This window comes from Bosea sp. NBC_00550 (assembly GCF_026020075.1).
In the GTDB taxonomy this organism is placed as follows: domain Bacteria; phylum Pseudomonadota; class Alphaproteobacteria; order Rhizobiales; family Beijerinckiaceae; genus Allobosea.
Genome location: NZ_CP102772.1, coordinates 1,275,459 through 1,296,640, shown reverse-complemented (window position 1 = coordinate 1,296,640; position 21,182 = coordinate 1,275,459). Strand labels below are relative to the sequence as shown.

Annotated in this window: 16 protein-coding genes; 7 read left to right on the top strand and 9 right to left on the bottom strand. The window is 64.8% G+C overall.

The genetic code is table 11. The features are described from left to right. Positions 1-31: 31 nt before the first annotated feature. Both NWE53_RS06085 and NWE53_RS06080 read right to left on the bottom strand, forming a co-directional pair. Positions 32-1,690: a DUF3300 domain-containing protein gene (locus NWE53_RS06085; protein WP_265053465.1), complete on the bottom strand. Its 1,659-nt coding sequence runs from the start codon at positions 1,688-1,690 to the stop codon at positions 32-34. A gap of 44 nt (positions 1,691-1,734) precedes the next feature. Beyond that, entirely contained in the window at positions 1,735-1,992 is a 258-nt protein-coding gene (locus NWE53_RS06080) for a hypothetical protein (protein WP_265053464.1), read from the bottom strand. A gap of 255 nt (positions 1,993-2,247) precedes the next feature. On the opposite strand from NWE53_RS06080, the gene NWE53_RS06075 reads away from it, so the two are divergent. The 5 genes from NWE53_RS06075 to NWE53_RS06055 all read left to right on the top strand — a co-directional run bounded on the left by NWE53_RS06075 (position 2,248) and on the right by NWE53_RS06055 (position 11,675). After that, positions 2,248-4,971, top strand: coding sequence for an aminotransferase class I/II-fold pyridoxal phosphate-dependent enzyme (locus NWE53_RS06075; RefSeq protein ID WP_265053463.1), 2,724 nt, complete (start codon positions 2,248-2,250; stop codon positions 4,969-4,971). Positions 4,972-5,049: 78 nt separating this feature from the next. Further along, positions 5,050-6,741, top strand: a complete 1,692-nt coding sequence (gene aspT, locus NWE53_RS06070) for an aspartate-alanine antiporter (protein ID WP_265053462.1) — start codon at positions 5,050-5,052, stop codon at positions 6,739-6,741. Between the two features lie 44 nt (positions 6,742-6,785). Further along, a complete protein-coding gene (locus NWE53_RS06065; RefSeq protein ID WP_265053461.1) occupies positions 6,786-8,438 on the top strand; it encodes a bifunctional aspartate transaminase/aspartate 4-decarboxylase in 1,653 nt (550 codons plus the stop codon). 92 nt (positions 8,439-8,530) lie between these two features. After that, entirely contained in the window at positions 8,531-10,228 is a 1,698-nt protein-coding gene (gene aspT, locus NWE53_RS06060; protein ID WP_265053460.1) for an aspartate-alanine antiporter, read from the top strand. Between the two features lie 373 nt (positions 10,229-10,601). Continuing rightward, positions 10,602-11,675 carry an AI-2E family transporter gene (locus tag NWE53_RS06055; protein ID WP_265053459.1) on the top strand — a complete coding sequence of 358 codons (1,074 nt, stop codon included), beginning with the start codon at positions 10,602-10,604 and terminating at the stop codon, positions 11,673-11,675. Between the two features lie 132 nt (positions 11,676-11,807). Here the strand turns inward: NWE53_RS06055 and NWE53_RS06050 are convergent, their stop codons facing one another. After that, positions 11,808-12,296, bottom strand: coding sequence for a class I SAM-dependent methyltransferase (locus NWE53_RS06050; protein ID WP_265053458.1), 489 nt, complete (start codon positions 12,294-12,296; stop codon positions 11,808-11,810). A 176-nt stretch (positions 12,297-12,472) separates the two neighbouring features. On the opposite strand from NWE53_RS06050, the gene NWE53_RS06045 reads away from it, so the two are divergent. Next, on the top strand, positions 12,473-13,450 hold the full coding sequence (locus tag NWE53_RS06045) for a Bug family tripartite tricarboxylate transporter substrate binding protein (protein WP_265053457.1): 978 nt from the start codon (positions 12,473-12,475) through the stop codon (positions 13,448-13,450). Positions 13,451-13,486: 36 nt separating this feature from the next. Here NWE53_RS06045 and NWE53_RS06040 read toward each other — a convergent pair whose 3' ends face one another. After that, the gene (locus NWE53_RS06040; RefSeq protein ID WP_265053456.1) at positions 13,487-14,044 is read right to left on the bottom strand and encodes a regulatory protein RecX; all 558 of its coding nucleotides are present in this window, start codon (positions 14,042-14,044) and stop codon (positions 13,487-13,489) included. Between the two features lies 1 nt (position 14,045). Then, positions 14,046-14,465 (bottom strand): alternative ribosome rescue aminoacyl-tRNA hydrolase ArfB, encoded by a 420-nt coding sequence (arfB, locus tag NWE53_RS06035; RefSeq protein WP_265053455.1) that lies wholly within the window; start codon positions 14,463-14,465, stop codon positions 14,046-14,048. A gap of 152 nt (positions 14,466-14,617) precedes the next feature. On the opposite strand from arfB, the gene mazG reads away from it, so the two are divergent. After that, positions 14,618-15,454, top strand: a complete 837-nt coding sequence (gene mazG / locus NWE53_RS06030; RefSeq protein WP_265053454.1) for a nucleoside triphosphate pyrophosphohydrolase — start codon at positions 14,618-14,620, stop codon at positions 15,452-15,454. 143 nt (positions 15,455-15,597) lie between these two features. Here mazG and hflX read toward each other — a convergent pair whose 3' ends face one another. From hflX to NWE53_RS06010, 4 genes are all read right to left on the bottom strand, one after another. Then, positions 15,598-16,983 (bottom strand): GTPase HflX, encoded by a 1,386-nt coding sequence (hflX, locus tag NWE53_RS06025; protein WP_265053453.1) that lies wholly within the window; start codon positions 16,981-16,983, stop codon positions 15,598-15,600. Between the two features lies 1 nt (position 16,984). Next, entirely contained in the window at positions 16,985-17,233 is a 249-nt protein-coding gene (gene hfq / locus NWE53_RS06020; protein WP_038365847.1) for an RNA chaperone Hfq, read from the bottom strand. Positions 17,234-17,436: 203 nt separating this feature from the next. Then, complete coding sequence (gene ntrX / locus NWE53_RS06015; protein WP_265053452.1) at positions 17,437-18,804, bottom strand: nitrogen assimilation response regulator NtrX; 1,368 nt, start codon at positions 18,802-18,804, stop codon at positions 17,437-17,439. Beyond that, a complete protein-coding gene (locus NWE53_RS06010) occupies positions 18,801-21,059 on the bottom strand; it encodes a sensor histidine kinase NtrY-like (RefSeq protein WP_265053451.1) in 2,259 nt (752 codons plus the stop codon). The genes ntrX and NWE53_RS06010 overlap by 4 nt, the downstream gene beginning before the upstream one ends. Between the last annotated feature and the right edge of the window lie 123 nt (positions 21,060-21,182).

The window sequence follows — 21,182 nt, the reverse complement described above, 5'->3', positions numbered from 1 at the left end:
TATATGCGCCTGGAGAAAGCCGCGGAGGGCTTCACTCCCCGCTCTTCCCGGCGGGAATCCGCGAACCCGAAGCTTTCCACTGGCCGAGGGTTTGGAACGGGATGCCGATCTGCCGGTAATCGACCCGCAGATAGCCATCGGCGGCGCGCCATACGGCTGACGGTGCCACACGCTGAACTTCCTGCGCGATCACGCCGACATAGGTCATCCTGGAGCCGCCATACTCGAAACGATAGAAGCCGAGCCCGCTGTCCGTGTGCCCGAGCAGCACCACATGGTTCTTGAGCTGGATGTCGGATCGGCGCCCACCGCCACCGCCACCACCGCCGCCCCCTCGACCTCCGCCTCCGCCGCGCGACATCTGGGCACCGCCGCCGCGCATGGCGCCACCGCCGGCATGCATCGCACGGCCGCCTCCGCCCGGCGCGCGTGCCATGCTCGCATGCCCGCGCTGTGACTGGAGGTTCGCGGCCCGGCCCGGCTGCATGTCGCCGAACGCGCTGTCGCGTGTCGGCCCGGGACGCCCTGCTCCCGCGTCTGGGCGCCTCGGTTGGGTCGAGGCTCGTGGCGCCCCCGCGCCGCGCCCGCCCTCCCCGCCAGGCCGCGCGCCATCTCCACCGGGCCGATCCGGCCGGTTGCCGGCTCCGGCCCGATCGCCAGGCCCGCGATCCGGTCGATTGGCCGCATTCGCGCGGTCGGCGGGCCTTTGCTCGGGACGGGCACCCGCCCCCGCATTGCCTCGGTCGCCGCCCGGCCGAAGCACCTCGTCGCCGCTGCGTCCACGGAAATCCATCCTGCCTTCGCTGCCGGCACGCAGGTTGTTGTTCGCGAATTTCTGCTGGACGGCGTTGTTGCGGTATTGGACGCCGTGGCGGTGCTGGGGGTTGTGCTCCCAATGCGTCACGCGATCGCGGTTGACATTGATGTTCCCGCCAACCCAGTTGACGTTTCCGCCCCAGTATCCGCCCGACGTCCACCGCCCGAGCGCATAGCCGGCGCCGAATGCGATGCCCGTCGCGACAACCCCGGCCGCGACATAACCCGGTGCAGGGAAGTAATAGGGTGGATAGGCGGGATAGGGCCAGGTGCCGTAAACCACACCCGGATCGTAATAAGGCACGTAGACCGTATCCGGCCGGGTCGGCTCGATCAGGATCATCTGCTTGCCGCTGTCCTGCCGGACCGTGACGTTCTGCTGCGAGCCGGAAGACAGTTTCTTGGCGTCGTAGGCTCGCGCCCTCATCCTCTGGACACCGTCCATGACGTCGGGCTGCTGGGCCAGGACGGCATCGCCGAGTTTCTGGGTCCAGTCGAGATTCTTGCTCATCATCTCCAGGACCGAAGGAGTCGCGACGAGCGATTTCACGCTCGCATCCCAGGTTTGCTTGTCGACGGCTGCCTTCAGCGGGTCGCCCTTCAGCTTCTTGTTGGCTGCGAACCATCGATCCGCCTGCACCACCTCCAGCGGATAGGTCGAAGCCATCAGCACCTGTGCGAGCAAGGCGTCGGGGTAGAGCGCGATCGGCGCGACGAGCGCATCGAGCTGGGCGCTGGAGAGAACCTCTTCGCCCTGCCCTGCCTGGGGCGCCACGGGTGCCTGCGGTTGTGAAGGTGGCGCGGTCGCCTGCCCGTATGCCTGAGAGGCGAGCCCGCTGACGATGACGCTGGCGAACACAATTCGCAGATGCATGGTCCTACCTCGCACTGGCAGCGCGCCTCTTGCCGCAGTGATGCTTATCTGCTCGGCGGAGCAGTGCGACCTGCAGCTTGATCCGCGGCTTGCTGGCGGCGGAAGGCCTGAATGTTCTCCTGGCCCTCGCGCATGTTTTCGTTCATGCGGCCGTCGTGCATCATGTCATGCCCTTCGAGCAGAACATCCATCGTGCATCCATTTATACGATTGCACGCAGCGGCCGGGCGCGGGCAGATGGACGAGAATACTGCGGCAGCGAATATCGCTGAGATCACGCCGATCAATGAAATCTTGTTCATCCGATTAGCTCCGCGACAACAAATCACAGTCGGGCGCAAAAGTTTCTGGCAGCTTTAAGCTCAAGGTCGGCTCAATCTGCGCCAACACTGGATTGCAATTTCAGCAACCAGAAACCGTCGCTCGATCAATCATTAGCACATCCGCAAGAGCGGAAACCTGTCCCTAGGGACAATACGCGATCAGCCCGGGATGTGCTGAGCTTGGCTGACCATCAGCCCCAATACAGTGCGACCTGCGAGAGGGAAGGAAACAGGATGGCTTCTCCCGTTCAGGAATCGCGCAGCATCGATCACTTTTTCTCCGCCCCGTCCGGTCGCACCGACCGTTGGCGCGACCTTCACGCGGTGGCGCGTTCCTGGTCGACGGGCAGCAAGAGCCGCAGCGCGGTCGAGGCCGCGCTCGACGAGCTGGGTGTCATCGAGGAGTTTCACGCATTCCCGGGAGCCGACCTTATCGCGGTGCTCCGAGGCTTCCTCCAGAACGACGACGCCAGCGGCTTCCTCTCGCTCGCCAAGCGGATCTCGGTGGCGATCATCACAGGCAATTACAAGCACGACTCAAAGGAATGGCAGGCGGCCGACCTGTCGCTGGCGGAGCCCGCCGACATGCTCCCGTCCTCGTTGGGAGAGTCGCCGGTCTATAGGCCCTATTTCGAGATGCTGGCCGTGACGCCGGCGCCGATGGCGCGCTGGCCGCATATGGCCGCCGAATTCCGCCGCCTGCGGCGCGCCGAGGACGCCTTCGTTTACGAGACGGTCCTGGTCGGCAGCCTGGAGGATGCAGTCTGTGCGGCCGTGCTCAACCCGAACATCGCTGCCGTCGTCATCTATGAAGGCTTCGCGTTGAAGTCGCGGCACGACGCGCCGGTGCTGCGCAGCGTGCTCGCGGCGCAGCAGCCCTATCTCGACAAGGCAGACGAAGCCGATCTGGCGCTGCGACTCGCGGCCGGCCTGAAAGCGATCAGGCCCGAGCTCGACATCTACCTGTTGTCGGACCGGCGCGTCGAGAAGCTCGCCGGCGATCCGCGGGCCGCCATAATCAGGCGCGTCATGTACCAGATCGAGGAGCCGCTCGAACTCCATCTTTCGGTGCAGGAGGGCATCGCGGCGCGCTACGAAACGCCGTTCTTCGACAATCTCAAGCGCTATGCGCAGCGGCCTGTCGGCACCTTCCACGCGCTCCCGATCGCACGCGGCAAATCGGTGTTCCGCTCGCCCTGGATCCGCGACATGGGGCAGTTCTACGGCATCAACCTCTTCCTGGCGGAGAGCAGCGCCACGACCGGCGGTCTCGACAGCCTTCTCGAGCCGACCGGCAACATCAAGCGGGCGCAGGAGATGGCTGCGCGGGCCTTCGGCGCCGACGAAGTCTTTTTCGTTACCAACGGGACGAGCACCTCCAACAAAATGGTGCTGCAGGCGCTGATCGGGCCCGGCGACATCGTCATCCTCGACCGCAACTGCCACAAGTCGCACCATTACGGTTTGGTGCTGTGCGGCGCGCAGCCCTTCTACGTCGAAGCCTTCCCCATGCCGGAGTTCTCGATGTACGGGGCGGTGCCGCTGCGGACCATCAAGAAGGCCCTGCTGGATCTCAAGGCCGAAGGACGCCTCGACCGTGTCAAGATGGTCGACCTGACCAACTGCACCTTCGACGGGCACATCTACAACACGCGGCGCGTGATGGAGGAGTGCCTCGCCATCAAGCCGGACCTGATCTTTCTGTGGGACGAGGCCTGGTTCGGCTTCGCGCATTGGTCGCCCTTCCTGCGGCCACGGACCGCGATGGGCGCCGCGGCCGACATCGAGGCCTGGATGCAGGATCCCGACGCGGCCGCGCAGCACAAGAAACAGCGGACAGCGCTCGGCGCTAACCCTTCAGCCGAGAAGCTCCTCGATACGCGCCTGGTGCCCGACCCGGACGCCATCAGGCTGCGGGTCTACCAGACCAATTCCACGCACAAATCGATGTCGGCGATCCGCCAGGGCTCGATGGTGCTGGTCAAGGATGTCGATTTCCACAAGGTCGAGGCGCAGTTTCACGAGGCCGTCTTCACCCATGCCTCGACCAGCCCGAACCAGCAGCTCATCGCCAGCCTCGACGTCGCGCGCCGGCAGATGGAGCTGGAGGGTTACGGGCTGGTGATGAACGCCATCGAGGTCGCGCTCGACATCAGGCGCGAGATCGCCGTCCATCCGGTCATCTCGAAATACTTCAGGGTCGTCGGTGCCGACGGAATGGTGCCGCAAGAGTACCGAACCAGCGGATTCATCGATTTCCTTGCGCCGGACACGCGCTGGGACGATCAGTTGCGCAGCATGCGGGAAGACGAGTTCTGCCTCGATCCGACCCGCATGACGCTGGTTTGCGGAACGGCGGGTTTCGACGGCACGTCGTTCAAGGGCCTGCTTGCCGCGCAATACAACATCCAGGTCAACAAGACCTCGCGCAATTCGGTGCTGCTGCAGTCGAACATCAACAACACCCGCAGCGACGTCGCGCTCCTGATCGGGGTCCTGCTCAAGATCAGCAACGAGATCGAGCTGCGCCTGCGCCAGGGCGGCGAGGATGAGCGCAAGGCCTTTGACGCTCGCGTGCACAGCCTGATGAACGAGGTGCCCGACCTTCCGAATTTCAGCCGGTTCCACGATGCGTTCCGCATGGACGCCGGAAAAGCGACCCCGGAAGGTGATATCCGCACCGCCTTCTTCTCTGCCTATAAGGAGGAGAAGTGCGAGTATCTGCGCATAGACAGCCCGGAATGCGACCGCCGCATCGACAAAGGCCCGGCACTGATCTCGGCCAACTTCGTCATCCCCTATCCGCCCGGTTTCCCCATCCTCGTGCCGGGCCAGGTCGTGACGCACGAGACGATCACCTTCATGCGAAAGCTCGATGTGAAGGAGATCCACGGCTACGAGAAAGCAAAAGGCCTCAAATTGCTGAAGCCGGACGTCCTCATGAGCAAGAAGAAATGAGAATGCGGGGCAAGCCCGAATTCTGAAGGGCTGGCCGGAAATTCGGCGGGCTTCGAATTCCAGAAACAGGGGATCGGAATGTTCGACTGGTTCGCTAGTACGCTTCGCAGCTACCCCGAGATCGCGCTCTTTCTTTCGCTGGCGATCGGCTATTATGTCGGCGGCTTCGCCTATAAGGGCTTCAGCCTCGGCGCGGTGACCTCGACGCTCATCGCCGCGGTCGTGATCGGGCAACTCGGCATCACGATCTCGCCTCATGTGAAGTCGACGTTCTTCCTGATGTTCCTGTTCGCGGTCGGCTACGGCGTCGGACCCCAGTTTGTACGAGGCATCGCCAAGGACGGCGCACCCCAAGCGATCTTTGCGGTCGTGGTCACGGTGTTCTGCCTCGCGATCCCAGTCATCATCGCAAAATTCGCCGGTTACCATCCGGGATATGCAGCCGGCCTCTATGCCGGCTCGCAGACGATCTCGGCCTCGATGGGCCTGGCGACCGACGCGATCAACCGCCTGGGGCTGTCTCCTGAACAGACCAAGGAATATCTCGACGCGATGCCGGTGGCCTATGCGGTGACCTATATCTTCGGCACCGTCGGCTCCGCCATGGTCCTGGCGATGTTGGGACCGAAACTCCTCGGCATCGATCTCGTCCAAGCCTGCAAGGATTACGAGGCAAGGCTTGGCGGCGGCAAGGAACTCGGCGGCCCTGGTTCCGTGTGGCGGCGCTTCGAGTTGCGCGCCTTTAGGGTACGAAGCGGCGCCAAGGTCATCGGCATGCGCGCGGCGGACGCCGAAGCGCTCGTGCCGGATGCACGCGTCTTCGTCGAGCGCCTGCGGCGCAATGGCATCATCGAGGACGCCACAACCGACACGATCCTGCAGGAGGGCGACATCATCGCCATCGCAGGGCCGCGGGATGTGCTCGTCAACCTGATCGGCCAGAACGCCGATGAGGTCGAGGACCCGGAACTTCTCGATGTGCAAGCCGAAGGCGTCGATGTCTACGTCACCAGCAAGGACGCCGACGGCAAGACGCTCGCCGAACTCTCCCAGATGCCTGCGGCACGCGGCGTTTTCCTTCGAAAGATCGTTCGCGGTGCCACCGCCGTCAGCATCCCCGTCCTGCGTGACACGGTGATCCATCGCGGCGACATTCTCACCGTCGTCGGCCGGACACAGGACATCGCCGCGGTCGCAAAGGTCGTCGGCCATGCCGACCGCCCGAGCGACGTCGCCGATGTCGCCTTCATCGGTGCTGCCATCACGCTTGGTGCGTTGATCGGCGCGATCGTCTTTAAGGTCGGGGGCGTCCCGCTGACGCTCTCCACGGCAGGCGGCGCACTGATTTCGGGCCTGGTCTTCGGTTGGCTGCGTTCGGTACGTCCCGTCTTCGGCCGCATTCCGAGCTCGACCGTGTGGTTCATGAATTCCGTCGGCCTCAACATCTTCATCGCCGTGGTCGGAATCTCGGCAGGCCCGGGCTTCGTCAAGGGATTGCAGACCCAAGGCGTCGGACTGTTCCTCTGGGGCGCCCTGGCGACGACGGTTCCGCTGATCCTGGCGATGTTCGCCGGCAAGTACATTTTCCGCTTCGATCCGGCCATCCTGCTCGGGGCGTGCGCAGGCGCACGTACCACGACGGCGGCGCTAGGCATGGTCTGCGAAACCGCAGGCAGCCAGGTTCCGGCGCTCGGCTACACCGTGACCTATGCCGTCGGAAACACGCTTCTGACCATCTGGGGCATGGTGATCATCATGCTGCTGACCTAGCGGAGCGGCTCCGCCCCGATTTCCAGCCTTACCGGGAGAACGTCATGGATCCTGTCACTCTGCGGACCTTCGAGAAGCTCAGCCCCTTCGAGATCAAGGACGAGCTGATCCGTCTCGCCAAGCTGACCTCGCAAGAATCCTCGATCGCGCTTCTCAATGCCGGCCGTGGCAACCCGAACTGGGTGGCGATGACGCCGAGGGAGGGCTTCTTCCTGCTCGGGCAATTCGCGATCACGGAGAGCCGGCGGGTGATGAACAAGCCGGCCGGGATCGGCGGCATGCCCAAGGCAGACGGGATCGCGAAACGCCTCGAGGACTGGCTGGGGGAGCACAAGGACGCGCCCGGCGCCACCTTCCTGCGGGACATGGTCGCGTTCGCGGTCAAGAAGTTCGACTTCAAGCCCGACGCCTTCGTCCATGAACTCGTCGACTCGATCATCGGCGACAACTACCCGGTGCCAGATCGCATGCTCGTCCACAACGAGCGGATCGTGCACGAATACCTGATGTGGGCGATGTGCGGCGATCCGCGTCCCTCCGGTCAGTTCGACCTCTACGCCGTGGAGGGTGGCACGGCGGCGATGTGCTACATCTTCAAGTCGCTGAAGGCCAACAGGCTGCTGAATGCCGGCGATACCATCGCCCTGGCGACGCCGATCTTCACGCCCTACCTCGAAATGCCGCATCTCGAGGATTACGGGCTCAACATCGTCACGGTGGCAGCCCCGCAGGAGAACCGCTTCCAGTTCACCGACGAGGAGCTGAAGAAGCTCGAGGACCCCAAGGTCAAGGCGTTCTTCGTCGTCAATCCGGGCAACCCCTATGCGGTCGCCCTGAGCGAGGAGACGATCGCCAAGATCGTCAAGCTGGTCGAGACGAAGCGCCCCGATCTCCTGCTGCTGACCGACGACGTCTACGGAACCTTCGTGAAGGGCTTCCGCGGCCTGCTCGGCGCCCTGCCCCGCAACACGATCGGCGTCTACTCCTATTCGAAGTACTTCGGCTGTACCGGCTGGCGGCTCGGCGTCATCGCCATCCACCGCGAGAACATCTTCGACAAGGCCATCGCCGCCCACCCGGAGAAGATATCGGCGGCGCTCGATTCCCGTTACGGGCCGCTGACGCTCAAGCCCCGCGAGATGAAGCTGATCGACCGTATCGTCGCCGATAGCCGCGACATCGCACTCAATCACACTGCCGGTCTCTCCTTGCCGCAGCAGGTGATGATGTCGATGTTCTCGCTGTCCGAGTTGATGGACGAGGACAAGCTTTACCAGAAGACATGCATGGGGATCGTCAGGGCGAGAGCCGAGCGGATGATCGAGGGGCTGGGCATCGAGGTGCCCGAGAACCTGCTGCATGATCGCTATTACGGCCTGATCGACTTCGAATTCTGGGCCAACAAATATGTCGGTCCCGAGGTCGTGGCCTATATGAAGGAACACGTTCACCCGCTCGACATCGTGTTCCGGCTCGCCGAGGACCACGGCATCGTGCTGCTCAACGGCGGCGGCTTCCACGCGCCCGACTGGTCGGTCCGCGTCTCCTTCGCCAATCTCGACGACGAGGTCTACAGCCAGATCGGACGTGCCACGCGCGCGGTCGCCCGCGGCTACCGGCAAGCCTTCGACGCTTACAATCTCGCCCTCAACAAGACGAAATCGCCCGGCGGCGCGGCGCCTGCCAAAGCGAAGTAAGCTGAAGCTGCGCTGCACGCAGCAGCATCGCCGGGCAGTCGATCGGTCGTCGCGCCGGTCGATTGCCAGGCCTTTTTGCAGAGAGGACCGGCATGAGTTTCGTGGTGGAAGCCCTACGGAACAACCCCGAGCTCGCCATCTTCCTGACGGTCGCGCTCGGCTTTCTGATCGGCCGGCTGAAATTCGGGAGCTTCAGCCTCGGCGTCGTCGTCGGCTGCCTGCTTGCGGGAGTGCTCGTCGGGCAGCTCGACATCAAGATCCCGGCGACGGTCAAATCGGTCTTCTTCGACCTCTTCCTTTTCACGACCGGCTACAAGGTCGGCCCTCAATTCTTCCGGGCCCTGAAGAAAGATGCGTTTCCGCAGATGGCGCTTACGGTCGTCCTGTGCGTGTCGTGCCTTTTGATCGCGCTGACCTTTGCGAAGCTGCTTGGTTACGACATGGGCACGGCGGCGGGCCTCCTGGCCGGCGCTTTCTCTGAATCGACGGTCATCGGAACAGCCGGAGAAGCGATCCAGCGGCTCGACCTTCCCGAGGCCGAGCGCCGGGCGCTCGTGAACAATATCCCGGTCGCCTACGCCGTCACCTATCTGGTCGGGACGACCGCGCTCGTCTGGTTCCTGCCCAAGATTGGCCCCAAGCTGATGGGAATTGACCTGCGCGAGGCCGCGCGCGCAGCCACGGCAGCATTGCATTCGGACAAGTCGGGATCGGCCGGCGAGGTCGATGGCATCACATCGGCCGCCCGCCTGTTCGATGTGCGCGCCTATCGCGTCGAGAATGCGCAGTTGCTTGGCAAGACGATTGCAGAGCTGGAAGCCCTGCCGAAGAAGTCTCGCATCTTCGTTCTGCGTGGCCGCAGCGGCGATACCCTGTTCGATCATGCCTCTGAGCATCGCGTCCGGGCCGGCGACATCATCGCTGTCATGGCGCGCTTCGAAGTCCACGCGGCGCGCGGCGATGTCATCGGCCCGGAGGTGAGCGACCCCGATCTGCTGGACATTCCGATCGAGGCGCTCGACGTGATCGTGACAAGCCGCAAGCTCGACGACACATCACTGGCCGAGCTGGCCGAGGGTGAGTTCGCGCGCGGGGTGTTTCTCGCCAAGCTGACACGTTCGGGCATCGCCATGCCGGTGATCCCGACGACGCGTCTCAATCGCGGCGACGTCCTCTCCCTTGTGGGGCCGCTGACGGAGGTCGAACGCGCTGCGGCCGTGATCGGCTATTCCGACAGACGGACGCCCGCGACCGACATGGTCTTCGTGGGGTTCGGAATCTTCCTGGGGGGCCTGTTCGGCCTGCTGTCGGTCGCCGTCTGGGGTGTGCCGCTGACATTGACCGCCAGCGGTGGCGCCTTGTTCATGGGCTTGCTTTTCGGCTGGCTGCGCTCCGCCTATCCGTTCTTCGGCCGCATTCCGGAGCCGGCGATCTGGATTTTCGATACGGTCGGGCTTTGCATGTTCATCGGCATCGTCGGACTGGGCGCCGGGCCGAGTTTCGTCGCCGGCCTGAAAGCGACCGGCGTCAGCCTCGTTGCAGTCGGGCTGGTCTCGTCCCTGCTCCCGCACACCATCGGGATTCTGTTCGGGCGTTACGTCCTGAGGATGGATCCGCTCATTGTGCTGGGCGCCTGCGCTGGCGCCGGTACGATCACCGCCGCGCTCAGGGCGATCCAGGACGAGGCCCAAAGCAGCATACCGGCTCTCGGCTATACGGTTCCCTATGCCATCGGCAACATCCTGCTAACGGCTTGGGGGCCCGTCCTGATTGCGCTGATGACAATCTGATCGAGCCTTCATGGGCGTGTCCGTCAAACGGTCGATCCCGACGCCCTTACCCGCTCTATGCCGCCGACTCGTAGTGCCTATCCCTGAAAAATGGTTGATGGAGGTAACTATGTGGCGTCGTGCTCCGGCCGAGGCCGGTCGCGCGTGCCGCGGTGACACCGGGTGTCGGGGCACCAGGCGTGGGCGTGCGGGCTGGAACGCCGATGAATCGAGGGACCCGGTCAATCGGGCGGGCAGGCGCTGAAAGCCTCTGTTCCGCTCTGTCCGGCGGAGCTGCGCCGACGCCCCTGGAATTGCCGGCCCTACCGCGGTTGGGCTGGTGACTGCCCCGGGCGCGCGAGCTTGCGCGACATTTTGAGTCAGGATCGGAACGATGGATAGGAAGGCGCCAAAGCGCCACGACTCGATCGAGCATTCGACCTTGATCGACAGCGCGATTCGCATCGGGCTCATCGGTCTGCTCGTCTATGCCTGCGCCCGGATTGTCCTGCCCTTCGCGTTCCTTTTGATCTGGTCGGCCATCCTGGCGGTGATTTTGTATCCGCTTCATTTGCGTCTGGCGCCGCGGCTTGGCCAGCGGGGATCGGCGCTGCTGATCGGCCTGATCGGCGTCGCGCTGATGCTCGGACCGATGGTGATGCTGGTGACGTCGCTGGCGACGTCGCTCTATTCGGGTATCTCGACTTTGCAGAGTCAGGGTCTGACGGTGCCGCAGCCGCCGCTATGGCTCGATGGCACTCCGCTTGTCGGCAAGAAGCTGACGGAGATCTGGTCTCTCGTCGCTTCCAACCTGCCGGCAGCGCTGACAAAATACGGTCATCTGGTGAGCGGCCCCTTGGCTTGGCTCGCCTCCTCCGCCGGCGACCTCGCCATCGGCGAATTGTCGTTCGTCGCTTCATTCGCGATCGCCGCGGTGCTCGTTGTCCATGGTCCAGCTGCGGGCCAGTTTGCTCGCCGCACGCTCGAACGCATCACGGGCAGCGAGGAACGCGCCGTGCGCCTGGTTACCTTGACCGCGGCCACGATCCGCGGCGTGGGGCTCGGCGTGGTCGGCGTGGCGCTCATCCAGTCACTGCTGTTGGGCTGCGGCTTCTTCGCCATCGGACTCCCGGCGGCCGGTCCCTTGATGCTCGTGGCGCTGCTGCTGGGTATCATGCAGGTGCCGTTGATTCTGCTGACCCTGCCCGTCGTCGGCTACGTCTTTTATTCCGAGGCAACGCAGCCCGCGATCATCTTTCTGATCTGGAATATCGTTGTCGGCCTCAGCGACAATGTTCTCCGTCCGTTGTTCCTCGGAAGGGGTCTCGAAGTCCCCATGCCAATCATTCTTATTGGTGTTCTTGGTGGCGTGATTGTCGATGGGCTTCTAGGTTTGTTCGTAGGGCCGGTCCTGCTCGGAGTCAGCTATACGTTTTTGATCGAATGGCTGCAGAACAACTCCGTTTGAATTGCTGTTCGTTCTGACTTCATCGCGGTCAACGGGCCAAAGGCAGGAACAGAGATTGTCCTCAGCTGCATATTCTGCGGCTATAAATTCAATCGGCATGGCGCGGGATCGTTGCACTCTCTCTGGGGACGGCTAGCGACGCCGGTACGCGAAGTAGCGGCCGTCCGGCACATCGTCAGGAAGTGGCACCGCCTCGAAGGCCGGGTGGTCGAGCTGCCAGCCTGTGACGACCAGGCCGCCCGGCTTGGCCAGCGCTGCGACGTGATCCGGCAGCCACGCGAAGGCCAGGTGGTCCCGGTCAGGCACGCCGGTCGTGACGTCGACATGGATCAGGGCGGCTGCCCCTGCGTGCCGGGCGGCGAAGGCCGGCAGCGTCTCCTCCATCTCCCCGACGACGAGAAGATGGCGGGGCGGCATCGATCGGGGGTTGGGGCTGGGATTGCGCTCGAACACATGGATCTCGCGGCCGGGCAGCCGCTCGCGCAGATGATCGTAGGTGCGGCCGTTGCCGAGCCCCAATTCCAGGACCAGCCCTTCCTGCCCTTCGATGCGATCCGCTGCCCAGTCCAGCATGCTGCGCTGAGCCTGAAGGCGACGGATGAAGCTGTCGAGCCGGCTCATGATCATGCACCCAATGTCGTCCGTCACTATGAGCGGCCGGGGCCGCGATGCCAACGACGATCCCATCAGCGCGCGCTTGCCAAATCGAACGATGCGATGGCCTAATCGACCGAGAAGTGCGCTTCATCAGATGCGTATCGAAGGCCGGCAAGAGCCTTTTCCAGGGAGAGAAGTTGATGATTTCGAAGCGATATCTCATCGCTGCGGCTGTCGCCGCGTCCGTTGTCGCACTGCAGACTCCTGCTTCGGCCGAAACCTGGCCGGCGCGGCCGATCACCTTCATCGTGCCTTTCCCGGCGGGTGGCGGCACCGATACCTTCGCGAGACCGCTCGCCGCGCAGCTCGATCAGCAACTGGGCCAGCGCATCGTCATCGAGAATCGCGGCGGAGCGGGCGGCACGGTCGGCGCGTCGGCTGCGTCCAAGGCCAAGCCCGATGGCTACACCTTCTTCGTCGGGGCCGCGCACCATGCCATCGCGCCGGCGCTCTATCCCAAGCTCGACTACAACATCCAGACCGATTTCATTCCGATCGCCGTCATCGCCCTGCCGCCGCAGGTCATCGTCGTCCATCCCGGCAAGGTCCAGGCAAAGACCGTGGCCGAGCTCGTCGACTACGCCAAGAAGAACCCGGAGAAGCTCAACTATGCCTCGGCCGGCAACGGCACGACGCATCATCTCGCTGGCGAGCTCTTCCAGATATCGACCGGGACGAAGCTGACCCATGTCCCCTATCGCGGTGCCGGCCCGGCCCTGCAGGACACTGTCGCGGGACAGGTCGACATCCTCTTCGACGGTCTCGGCTCGTCGGCCGCGCAGATCCAGAGCGGCGCCTTGCGCGCGCTTGCGGTCGCAGCGCCCACCCGTTCCGAAGCCGTGCCCGATGTGCCGACGGCCAAGGAGGCCGGCCTCGACGGTTACGAGGTCTCGACCTGGTATGCGCTCTGGGCACCGAAAGGCACGCCGGCCGAGATCGTGACCCGCATGCGGACGGAGGTCGAGAAGGCCTTGAAGACGCCGACCATCGACGCGGTCTGGAAGAAAAGCGGCTCGCCGATTCCGACCCTGAGCGGCGAGGCTTTCGGGCGCTTCGTATCGGCGGAGGTCGACCGCTGGGGCAAGGTCGTCAAGGAGGCGCAGGTCAAGCTGGAGTGAGAAGAGCCCGAGCTGCGGCTTGCGACGAACCGCCTCCTAGGCCTCGCCTTCCACATCGCCGTCGATGACGGCGCGCGCGGTGGCATAGCCGAAGCCGAGGCGCGCCAGCGTGGCCAGGTCCTTCTGCCGGAACGCTGCGCGGTCGCTCCTGCGCCAGGGACCGAGCCGGCGGCGTGTCGCGGCGATGCGCGCGGCCGCGATCTCGTCGTCCGCATTCGTGGCTGCGAGTTCACCCACCAACTCGCGGCCAACTCCTTTCGCGGTCAACCGGGCTGCAACAGCGCGGCTCGACTGGCCCTTGCGCCGCAAGGTGGCTGCCCTCGCCTCGGCGAAGCGGCGATCGTCGATCAAACCCGTCGAAACGCAGCGCGCGATCACCGTATCGAGCGCTTCCGCATGAGCCGCCGGGTCCTCGCCATGGTGGCGGCAGCTCATGGCGATCTTGCGTGCCAGCACCCGGCGCAGCTGCGCCGCGGGCGCGGCATAGCGTTCGAGATAATGCATTGCCGCCCGCTGCAGATAATCGGCGGTGATGCGCCGTGGGATGCGGGCAGGGCGAGGCCCCTGCCCTGGCCTGTCGGCGATTTCAGGCATGCTAGTCGGACATCGGCTTCGATCGGCCGGCCTTGACACCGGAGCGGCGCTCCTTGGAGGCGAGCCTGCGCTCCTTCGAGGCCTTGGTGGGCTTCGTCGCGCGCCTAACGGTCGGGCGAACTGCGGCGGCGCGGATCAGCTCCAGCAGGCGCTCGACTGCCTCTTCGCGATTGCGCTTCTGGCTGCGCTGCGCCTGCGCGACGATGATGATGACGCCGTCCTGCGTCAGCCGGCTGCCGGCGAGCTTCATCAAGCGGATCGCGACATCGTTGGGCAAATTGGGCGACTGGCGCACGTCGAAGCGGATCTGCACCGCGCTCGAGACCTTGTTGACGTGCTGGCCGCCCGGCCCCGAGGCGCGCACGAAGCTTTCCTCGATCTCGCTCTCGTCGATCGCAATGGACGGGGTGACTTGAATCATGGGAGGACGCTAGATCACGGCGCACTCGGATGGAAACATCCGAATGCGAAAAAAACGTGATCGATTCTCAAAGTCGAGAGCATGGCTGCAGCGAAAGGCAGGGTTTCGCTTTTCGCTCGACGCTCTCCTTCAATTCACGGAGACATGCAGCGTTGAAGCCCTCTCGCGACATTGCCCGGCTCATCGAGATCATGGCGGCGCTGCGCACGCCCGGGACCGGCTGCCCCTGGGACCTGGAGCAGGATTTCAGCTCGATCGCGCCCTATACCATCGAGGAAGCCTATGAGGTCGCCGATGCGATCCAGCGTGGCGACAAGCTCGATCTCAAGGACGAGCTCGGAGATTTGCTGCTTCAGGTCGTCTTCCATTCACGCATGGCCGAGGAGGAAGGTTCCTTCGCCTTTCCGGATGTGGTGGAGGCGATCACCAGCAAGCTAATCCGCCGGCACCCGCATGTCTTCGGCGATGCGCGTGACCTCTCGCCGGCTGAGGTGAAGCTGCTCTGGCACCGGATCAAGGCCGAGGAGAAGGCGGCCAAGGCGGCGGCACGCGAAGCCGCCGGCCTGTCGCCGCAAGAGGAGGACAAGAGCATCCTAGCCGGGGTGCCGCACACCCTGCCGGCCCTCTCCCGTGCCTGGAAGCTGCAGGCCCGGGCCTCGACGGTCGGCTTCGACTGGAACGACGCGCGGCTCGTGCTCGACAAGATCCGCGAGGAGACGCTGGAGATCGACGAGGCGCTCGCCGGTGGCGACAAGGCCGCGATCCAGGAGGAGATCGGCGATCTGCTCTTCGTCATCGCCAACCTCGCGCGCCATGTCGATGCCGACCCGGAGGGCTGCCTCAACGCCGCCAACGCCAAGTTCGAGCGTCGCTTCAAGGGTATCGAGGAGGCGCTCGAAGCTGAGGGGCGAAACGCCAAGGACGCGACGCTCGAAGAGCTGGAGGCGCTCTGGCAGGCGGTGAAGAGGGCTGAGAGCGCGGGCGGCTGACGGGAGCGCCAAGGCCGTCATTCCCGGCGGAGCGAAGTGCAGTCTCAAGAATCTTCGGACACGAGGGCGCCTGACCGGAGCCTCTTCCGGCGAGAAATGCTCGGGTCAAGCCCGAGCATGACGACCCGCTTCTGGGCCTTGCGCTATCGGCGCCGCTCGGCTTGCGGAAACCGGGCGGTGAACGCCCCTTCCCGCTCGGGCGGCAGCCGGACGATGAGCTTCAGCTCGCCATCCTCCGCATCATCGCGCTCGAGGATTTCACCATTGGCGTGAAGCCAGGCGAGCGACTTGCCGTCGCCGGGAGCGAGATTGAGCCCATAGACCGGCCTGCTATGGGCGATGCGGGTTTCGATGGCCTGCGTCAGGCGCTCGATCCCCTCGCCGGTCAGCGCCGATACCAGGACCGGCCGTACCTCCGACGCCCGGAGCGAAGCGATGCCGAGCTGGCGTTCGCGTTCTGCCGGGTCGAGTAGATCGGCCTTGTTCCAGACCTCGATGACGCGCTGGCCGTCATCCGGGTTGATGCCGAGATCGCGCAGGATCGCCTGTACGTCGGCGGCCTGCGCTTGCGTGTCGTCATGGGCGACGTCGCGGACATGCAGCAGCACATCTGCCTCGATCGCGTCCTCCAGCGTGGCGCGGAAGGCGGCGACGAGCTGCGTCGGCAGGTCGGAAATGAAGCCGACGGTATCGGACAGCATGATCCGCGCTCCATGGGGCAGCTTGATCGCGCGCGCCGTCGGGTCGAGCGTGGCGAAGAGCATGTCCTGCGCCAGCACCTCGGCCGAGGTCAGCCGGTTGAAGAGCGTGGATTTTCCGGCATTGGTGTAACCGACGAGCGCAACGATCGGATAAGGCACGCGTTTCCGGCTGGCGCGATGCAATGATCGGGTGCGTTTTACGCTCTCCAGATCGCGCTCGATCTTGGTCATCCGTTCCTGGATGATGCGGCGGTCCGCCTCGATCTGGGTCTCGCCGGGGCCGCCGAGGAAGCCGAAGCCGCCGCGCTGGCGCTCTAGGTGGGTCCAGGACCGCACGAGCCGGCTCTTCTGATAGTTCAGATGGGCGAGCTCGACCTGAAGCGCACCTTCCTTGGTGCGGGCACGCCGCCCGAAGATCTCGAGAATGAGGCCGGTGCGGTCGATGACCTTGCAGCCGAAGACCTTTTCGAGATTGCGCTGCTGGACCGGCGACAGGGCGCAGTCCATCACGACGAGGCCGATTTCCTCGATCTTGATGCGTTCGGCCAGCTCCTCGACCTTGCCCTTGCCGATATAGGTCGCCGGCCTCAGTGCGGTCAGCAGCACCTGCACAGGCTCGACGACGGTCAGGTCGATCGCAGCTGCCAGCCCTACCGCCTCGTCCAGCCGCGCTGCGAAGGAGCGCTGGTTGGCGTCGGTGGCGATGCCGCGCTTCTGCAAATAGGGTCCCACGACATAGGCGCGCGTATTCGCCGCGATGTCGCGTTCGATCTCGTCGAGCGGCTTCGGGGCCGCCCGCTCCTTGTCGTGGTCGTGGCTTGCAGCCAAATCAGTTCTTGTCCGTTTCCTCGGGCTCGAACAGTTGCACCGGATGGCCGGGCATGATCGTCGAGATCGCATGCTTGTAGACGAGCTGCGAATGACCGTCACGCCGCAGTAGCACGCAGAAATTATCGAACCAGGTGACAACGCCCTGCAGCTTTACGCCGTTGACGAGGAAAATCGTCAGCGGAATCTTCTGCTTGCGCACGTGGTTGAGGAAGGTGTCCTGAAGGTTCTGTGCCCGCTCTGCGGCCATGGGTAGTCCCTGTTGTTGGGATCGTCGATCGGTTTACGCCCGCGATCCAGTTCGTTCCGTTCGTGCCGGCGGCGCATTCCACCAACCTCGGAACACCGATGCTCCATTAGATCGTCGAGTTCGCCTGCAACGCAAGTGCAGCAATGCCGCGTTTTTTCGCAGGTGCGTCTGCGTGGTGTGCAGATGCACCCTACGAGAATGGCTCAGCCGACACCGAGGGATTTGAGCTTCCGGTGCAGCGCCGAGCGCTCCATGCCGATGAACTCGGCCGTCCGCGAGATGTTGCCGGAGAACCGGGCGATCTGCGCGATGAGGTATTCGCGTTCGAAGATCTCGCGCGCGTCGCGCAGCGGCAGGCTCATCAGCCTCTCGCCGCCCGAGCCGGAAGGCGTCGTCGGCACCATCGCGCCGACCTCGGCCGGCAGCATCTCGACCGTCACCTCCGAGTTGGGGTCGCCCTTGGTCAGGATCATCAGCCGCTCGACGTTGTTGCGCAGCTCACGGACGTTGCCCGGCCATTCATGCGATTGCAGCACCGCCATCGCGTCCGAGCCGATCCGGCGCTTGGGCAGGCCGCTGGCGATGGAAATCTGGTCCATGAAGAACTCGATCAGCTCCGGCACGTCCTCGCGTCGCTCCGAGAGCGGCGGCACCCGGATCGGCACGACGCTGAGGCGATGATAGAGATCCTCGCGGAAATGCCCGTCGCTGATGAGCTGCGCCAGGTCACGGCTCGACGAGGAGATGATGCGGACGTCGACATGGACCCGCGTCGCGCCGCCGACACGCTGGAAGTTCTGGTCGACCAGCACGCGCAAGATGCGGTTCTGCGTCTCGCGCGGCATGTCGCCGATTTCGTCGATATAGAGCGAGCCGCCATGCGCTTCCTCGAGCGCGCCGATCCGGCGCGAACGGCCATCGCCGCCCTCGACGCCGAAAAGCTCCTCCTCCATCGTCTCGGGGGTGATCGTCGCCGCGTTGATGACGACGAAGGGCCCGCTCGTACGCATCGAAGCCTCGTGCAGCGTCCGCGCCGTCAGTTCCTTGCCACAGCCGGGCTCGCCGGTGATGAGGACGCGGGCATTGGTCGGCGCGACGCGTTCGATGGTCTGGCGAAGCTGGTTCACCACCGTCGTGCGCCCGACGATGCGGTTGGCCTGGACCGAGCGCGTCTTGAGGTCCCTCACCTCGCGGCGCAGCCGCGATGCTTCGAGTGCCCGCTCGGCGACGAGAACGAGCCGGTCGGCCTTGAACGGCTTTTCGATGAAGTCATAGGCGCCGCTCTTGATCGCGGAGACTGCGGTCTCGATGTTGCCGTGGCCGGAGATCATCACCACGGCGAGGTCCGGGTGGCCCTCCTTGATCAACTCCAGCACTTGCAGGCCGTCGAGGCGGCTGCCCTGCAGCCAGATGTCCAGGAAGACGAGATTCGGCCGGCGCGCCGCGATCGCGGCGAGCGCCTCGTCGGCGGAGCCCGCCTTGCGGGTGCGGTAGCCTTCATCCTCGAGAAGGCCGGCGACCAGATCGCGGATATCGACTTCGTCGTCCACTACCAGGATGTCAGCGCTCATAAGCGTATCCCATCATTCGAATCAGGAGCGACCGGGCCGGAGCCCGGCTGGGCGGCCTCATCGCCGCCATCGGCCTCGGAAGGGCCCGTTTCAGGGAACCAGAGGCGAATGCGGGCGCCCCTCGTTCCGCTGGAGGCATCCGGACGGTCGAGCAGTTCGATGCCGCCGCCATGGTCCTCCAGAATCTTGCCGACGATGGCGAGGCCGAGACCGGTCCCGCCCTCGCGCGTCGTCATGTAGGGCTCCAGCAGCTTCTGACGCTGGTCGGCGGGCAGCCCCTTGCCGTTGTCGATGACCTCGATGACGATCCGCCCGTCATCGCGCCGTTCCAGCCGGACATCGATATGCCCCCGGCCGCGTTCCTCGGCCGGCACGGCTTCGATCGCCTCCGTCGCGTTCTTGATGACGTTGGTCAGCGCCTGCGAGAGCAGGCGGCGGTCGAACTGCGCCGGAACCGCCTCTGCCGGCAGGCTTTCCTCGATCGTCATTTCCGGATTGCCGACCCGCCAGAGGAAGACGATCTGCCTGACGGTTTCGACGATGTCTTCGCGCGTCAACGAGGGTTTGGGCATGCGGGCGAAGGAGGAGAATTCGTCGACCATGCGCCGGATATCCTCGACCTGGCGCACGATCGTGTCGGTGCACTGGTCGAACACGTCCTTGCCCTCGGTGATGACGCGGCCGAACCGGCGCTTGATGCGCTCGGCCGAGAGCTGGATCGGGGTCAGCGGGTTCTTGATCTCATGGGCGATGCGCCGGGCGACGTCGGCCCAGGCGGCCGTGCGCTGCGCGGAGACCAGGTCGGTGATGTCGTCGAGCGTGACGACGAGTCCCGCGCCGCTCCCCTCGCCTTCGCGGGCGGCGCGAATGTTGACCATGCGGTCCTGGCCGCCGCGCGTGAGCGTGGCTTGCCCGGAAATCTGCCGCTGCCGACCCTGCAGCGCCTCGGCAACGAAGGACGCCACTTCCGGAGCGATCTCCGCGATCGGCTTGCCGAGCAGGCGGCCGCCGGTGCCGAGCAAGGTCTCGGCCGAGCGGTTGATCGTCGTGACATGGCCATCGCCGTCGAGGCTGAGCACGCCTGACGAGACGCCGGACAGCACCGTCTCGGTGAAGCGCCGTCGCTTGTCGATGACCTCGCTCGCCGTCACCAGGCTGTCGCGCTGGCGACGGAGCTCCGCCGTCATCTTATTGAAGGTCTCGCCGAGATGGGCGAGATCGCCCTCGGATCTTCGGATCGGGACCTGGACGTAGAAATTGCCACTGGAGACCTGATCGGTCGCGTGAATCATCCGCCGGATCGGAGCGACGAGGCCGTTGGCGAAGCTCAGGCCCAGCCAGATCGCCGAGAGCAGCAGGATCAGCGCGATCAGGCCGTACATCGAGGCGAATGCGACCTGGACACCTTTTCGGCGGGCGTCGATCGAGAGATACTCGACGGCCGCGCCGCGCGCGACGGCCGGAAACTCGACGGCCAGCGGATCGACCTCGCGCGCGATGTGCAGGAAGCTGTTCTCGTAGGCCGGCAGCTTCATCACCGCACCGAAGACCCGCCCGGCGCGAGGTATCACGCAGATCGGCTCGGGGGCCGACTGGGCATCGTCGAAGGCGGCCTGATCGGGTTTGGGCGCGTCGCGCAGCACGTCGATATTCGCGCGTACGATCACCTTGTCCGGCGGCTGCATGATCGCGGCGACGGGGACGCCGAGCGCGGTGGCGCGTGACGTCAGAAACGTCTCGAACCACTTGCGGTCGACATCGAAGGCTGGCTTGGCGCGCGTCAGATCATCGGCGAGCACGCGGATTTCGCGGCCCAGCGAGCGGCACTGGCTGGCAGCGTAGGCGTCGGCGACCTCGACCGATTTGAAGATCGCGTCGCGCATCCGGTCCGAGAACCAGGGCTCCAGGCCGCGCTCGATGGTGAAGGTCGCGATAATGGCGACGAGGACGGCCGGGAGCGCGGCGATGATGCTGAACAGGCCGACGATCCGCACATGCAGCCCGGCGGCCGCGGCCCCTGCCTTTCGCGCGCGGATCAGGACAGCCGCTTCGAAGGCGACGATCACCATCAACGCCAGAATCAACAGCGCATTGAGAACGAAGACCGCGATGACGACTTCGTGGACCGGCGCGATCGGCGTGGCGCCCGAGAGGACGAGGAAGGTGAGCAACGCCGAGACCAGCGCCAGCAGGACGACGATCCCGCCGATCCAGCCGGAAACGCGGCGGGATTTCTCCTCACCGCGCGGCATCATTCTGGCTTCAGTGACGGAAGCGGACACTTGTTCTGACAACTCCGATGCGGCGCCGCCGAAACATGGCAGCGCCTACGGGCGCAACTGATGCGCCGCCGCAACGGTGTTGTCAAAATATGACAT

Coding starts and splice junctions, on each gene's coding strand:
- NWE53_RS06085 (WP_265053465.1), bottom strand. CDS start 1,690: ATGCATCTGCGAATTGTGTTCGCCAGCGTCATCGTCAGCGGGCTCGCC.
- NWE53_RS06080 (WP_265053464.1), bottom strand. CDS start 1,992: ATGAACAAGATTTCATTGATCGGCGTGATCTCAGCGATATTCGCTGCC.
- NWE53_RS06075 (WP_265053463.1), top strand. CDS start 2,248: ATGGCTTCTCCCGTTCAGGAATCGCGCAGCATCGATCACTTTTTCTCC.
- aspT (WP_265053462.1), top strand. CDS start 5,050: ATGTTCGACTGGTTCGCTAGTACGCTTCGCAGCTACCCCGAGATCGCG.
- NWE53_RS06065 (WP_265053461.1), top strand. CDS start 6,786: ATGGATCCTGTCACTCTGCGGACCTTCGAGAAGCTCAGCCCCTTCGAG.
- aspT (WP_265053460.1), top strand. CDS start 8,531: ATGAGTTTCGTGGTGGAAGCCCTACGGAACAACCCCGAGCTCGCCATC.
- NWE53_RS06055 (WP_265053459.1), top strand. CDS start 10,602: ATGGATAGGAAGGCGCCAAAGCGCCACGACTCGATCGAGCATTCGACC.
- NWE53_RS06050 (WP_265053458.1), bottom strand. CDS start 12,296: ATGAGCCGGCTCGACAGCTTCATCCGTCGCCTTCAGGCTCAGCGCAGC.
- NWE53_RS06045 (WP_265053457.1), top strand. CDS start 12,473: ATGATTTCGAAGCGATATCTCATCGCTGCGGCTGTCGCCGCGTCCGTT.
- NWE53_RS06040 (WP_265053456.1), bottom strand. CDS start 14,044: ATGCCTGAAATCGCCGACAGGCCAGGGCAGGGGCCTCGCCCTGCCCGC.
- arfB (WP_265053455.1), bottom strand. CDS start 14,465: ATGATTCAAGTCACCCCGTCCATTGCGATCGACGAGAGCGAGATCGAG.
- hfq (WP_038365847.1), bottom strand. CDS start 17,233: ATGGCCGCAGAGCGGGCACAGAACCTTCAGGACACCTTCCTCAACCAC.
- ntrX (WP_265053452.1), bottom strand. CDS start 18,804: ATGAGCGCTGACATCCTGGTAGTGGACGACGAAGTCGATATCCGCGAT.
- NWE53_RS06010 (WP_265053451.1), bottom strand. CDS start 21,059: ATGATGCCGCGCGGTGAGGAGAAATCCCGCCGCGTTTCCGGCTGGATC.